This is a genomic window from Chitinimonas sp. BJB300 (genome assembly GCF_002735695.1).
GTDB lineage: Bacteria > Pseudomonadota > Gammaproteobacteria > Burkholderiales > Chitinimonadaceae > Chitinimonas.
In genome coordinates this window covers 1-2798 of record NZ_PDZH01000249.1, presented here as the reverse complement: position 1 = coordinate 2798, position 2798 = coordinate 1, and the positions used below count along the sequence as shown (strand labels likewise).

The 2798-nt window shown below is 51.4% G+C and carries 2 protein-coding genes; both read left to right on the top strand.

Annotated features, from left to right (window positions below):
• The first annotated feature begins 257 nt into the window (after positions 1 to 257).
• Positions 258 to 836: a chemotaxis protein CheW gene (locus tag CSQ89_RS20910; protein ID WP_099407909.1), complete on the top strand. Its 579-nt coding sequence runs from the start codon at positions 258 to 260 to the stop codon at positions 834 to 836.
• 538 nt (positions 837 to 1374) lie between these two features.
• Positions 1375 to 2610, top strand: coding sequence for an EAL domain-containing response regulator (locus tag CSQ89_RS20905; RefSeq protein ID WP_099407908.1), 1236 nt, complete (start codon positions 1375 to 1377; stop codon positions 2608 to 2610).
• Positions 2611 to 2798 lie beyond the last annotated feature (188 nt).

Genomic DNA, 2798 nt, shown 5'->3' with positions numbered 1-2798 from the left:
CAGCCTTCAAACTTGAATGCCTGAGCATCAAGACGCAGAAGAACCCATTCGCACTTTGCCGCAAGTTACTGATCAACGCCTCCCGCGCGGCTTATGATCAGTTACAGCTGCTTCTCGCAGCTACTGCTTAACATCAGATACTAAGAAACTATCCAGGATCCATAAGAGTAGCTCAGCAATATTGGGACAGATGGGGGCTTCAGTCATCCAGCACCTAGTGTCCGGGACCTTATGAAAGCGGAGCCTAGGAGTAGGTCATGACGAGCAACCGGGCAGTGAACGAAGAGCATGAATCAAGAGCCGAGAGAGCCAATAGGAATGAGCATGGCAAGCCCCAGAAAGCACGTCACTGTGTGACGTTCGAACTGGTTGACGAGGTGTTTGCCATTGAGATTCACCACATTCGCGAAATCATTGAATACGAGGGTGTGACGACCGTGCCACTGATGCCGGCATTTTTGCGTGGCATCATCAATCTACGCGGTTCGGTGGTGCCGGTGATTGATCTTTCGGTGCGTTTTGGCCGCCCGCCCACGGCGATCAAACCGACAACCTGTATTGCAATCCTATCGCTAGGAAATGGACAAGGGACCGATTACACCGATATCGGGGTCATGCTCGATTCAGTCCGCGAAGTGGTAGAGATTCCAGAGTCAGATATTGATCCGGCACCGTCATTGGGGTCACGCATGCGAGATGACTTTATCAATGGTATTACTACCGTATCCGGTCGTTTTGCCATCATTCTGGATGTTACCCAAGTATTGTTAATTGAAGAGTTGGGTGAATTGGCGGAGATCCAGCTTAGTGGCATGTCCTCGATGAGTGCCGGGTAACAATGATTGTTAGCGCGGTGGGTTATTTCCATTCCATTGGCTGAGGGTAAGTTTGCCCGGGTCTATCGATTTTTATCCGGTATTGCCTCCTTAGTACCTGTCTAAAGTCTCGCGAGCTAGGGCAAGATAAGGCGAAAACAGCTGAGGAAGCGGAGTTTACAAGTGGTAAATGAGCATTCCGAGGGGTTTTCAACGCCATATTGCGGACGCGCAGCAGACTTTAGGATACCTCGAAAAACTATGCTTTTTGATGATGGTTGGTACACAAGTTATTGATATCATTGAGCATGGATTTGTAAAAAAGGGGTTTTTCGAGCTGCCCTTTAGATAGGTTCTTATAACCCGGCGGTCGCGGATGCCGTTTGTCTGTAGCCCCACTGCTTCGCACAATAGTTGTTCATGCTTCAAGCAGTACATACGAGGTTGCTTAGTCTTTGATATACCGAGGTGCGACAACCTTGGTTACCGCTAAGGAGATGTCGTCACATGGATCGAACCATCAGTCTTGATCCTGGCGGCGTTGTCCTGGAGAGGGTACATGTCTAAAGAGCAGCTCTGGCAAGGACGTCACGTTCTTGTTGTCGAAGACAGTGTCGTGCAACGAGATGTTGCCGTTGCGCTGCTCAAGCAGTTTGGTTTTTCGACCATCAGTTGTGCCGGCAATGGGCGTGAAGCACTCTGGACCTTGGAGCGCGTTGCGCCGATCGATCTCTTGATCACCGATATTGACATGCCGGAGATGGACGGCATCCAACTAATTGAGGCGTTGGGTCGCAAAGGTTTCAAGCAATTTTCCCTGGTTGTCATTACCGGAAAAGGTATCGCCATCATGGAAGCCGTGGCGACTATCGCGCTGAGTATTGAGCTGGATGTGTTGGGCGCAATCGAAAAACCGATGACGATTCCTATGTTGCAGCGCGTGCTGGAAAAAGGGCCTGGCCGAAAAATCAGTAAGGTTACTACGGCACCCACTTTGTCAGTGGCGGAAATCAAAGCGGGATTGGCGGCAAATCAAATCGTGCCTTGGTTCCAGCCTAAGGTTGCAGCCAAGACAGGAGAGATGGAAGCGGTAGAAGCCTTGGCTCGTTGGATTCATCCTGAGTATGGTGTGCTCGCCCCGGCCGCGTTCATTTGCCAAATAGAAGAGAGCGAGCTGTCCGAGCCCTTCTTCTTTCATATTCTCGAGCAGACCGTCCGCCACTTACAGACCTGGCAGCAACAAGGTTTGGAATTGGTTGCCGCGATCAATCTACCGGTGCCGCTGTTGATGAACCCGAAGCTGCCTGATATGACGCTGGAGGTTATACGCCGTTACAACATTCCCCCCAGCCGAGTCACTCTCGAGGTGACCGAGTCGATGCTGATGTCCAATCTTGCATTGTCGCTTGGTACATTGGCTCGTCTGCGTTTGAAGGGTTTTTTGCTTTCGATGGATGATTACGGTACGGGCTATTCTTCGCCGCAACAATTGATGCGTTGCCCCTTTACTGAATTGAAAATCGACCGTGGTTTTGTGCATGGCGCATCTCAAAAAAGCAACCTGAGGGTTATTCTCACCAGTGCCCTGGAAATGGCGCAGCAATTACATCTGAAAAGCGTTGTGGAGGGTGTGGAAGACCAAGAGGATTGGGAATTGGTCTCTGAGCTGGGGGTAGGTCTTGTCCAAGGGTATTACGTCGCCAAGGCCATGCCCGCGGAAAAGCTATTGGAATGGTATGCCGAATATAAGCGCGACTTTTCGCCTAGTCCAGGCCCTGGCCCAAGGACAGTCTGATACATCGGGAAGCGGTGTGTCGGATATGGGTGCAAAAAAGCCGGCCACATGGGCCGGTTTGTTATGTGCGCCCAGCATGGGCGCACTCCTGCGGGTGGAAGTCCCGCCGTAAGTTGATCACAGCGAACGAAGTGAAGCGCAACTGCGTGAGGGCGACCGAGCGTGGGAAGGAAGCGTGGATCGTAAAC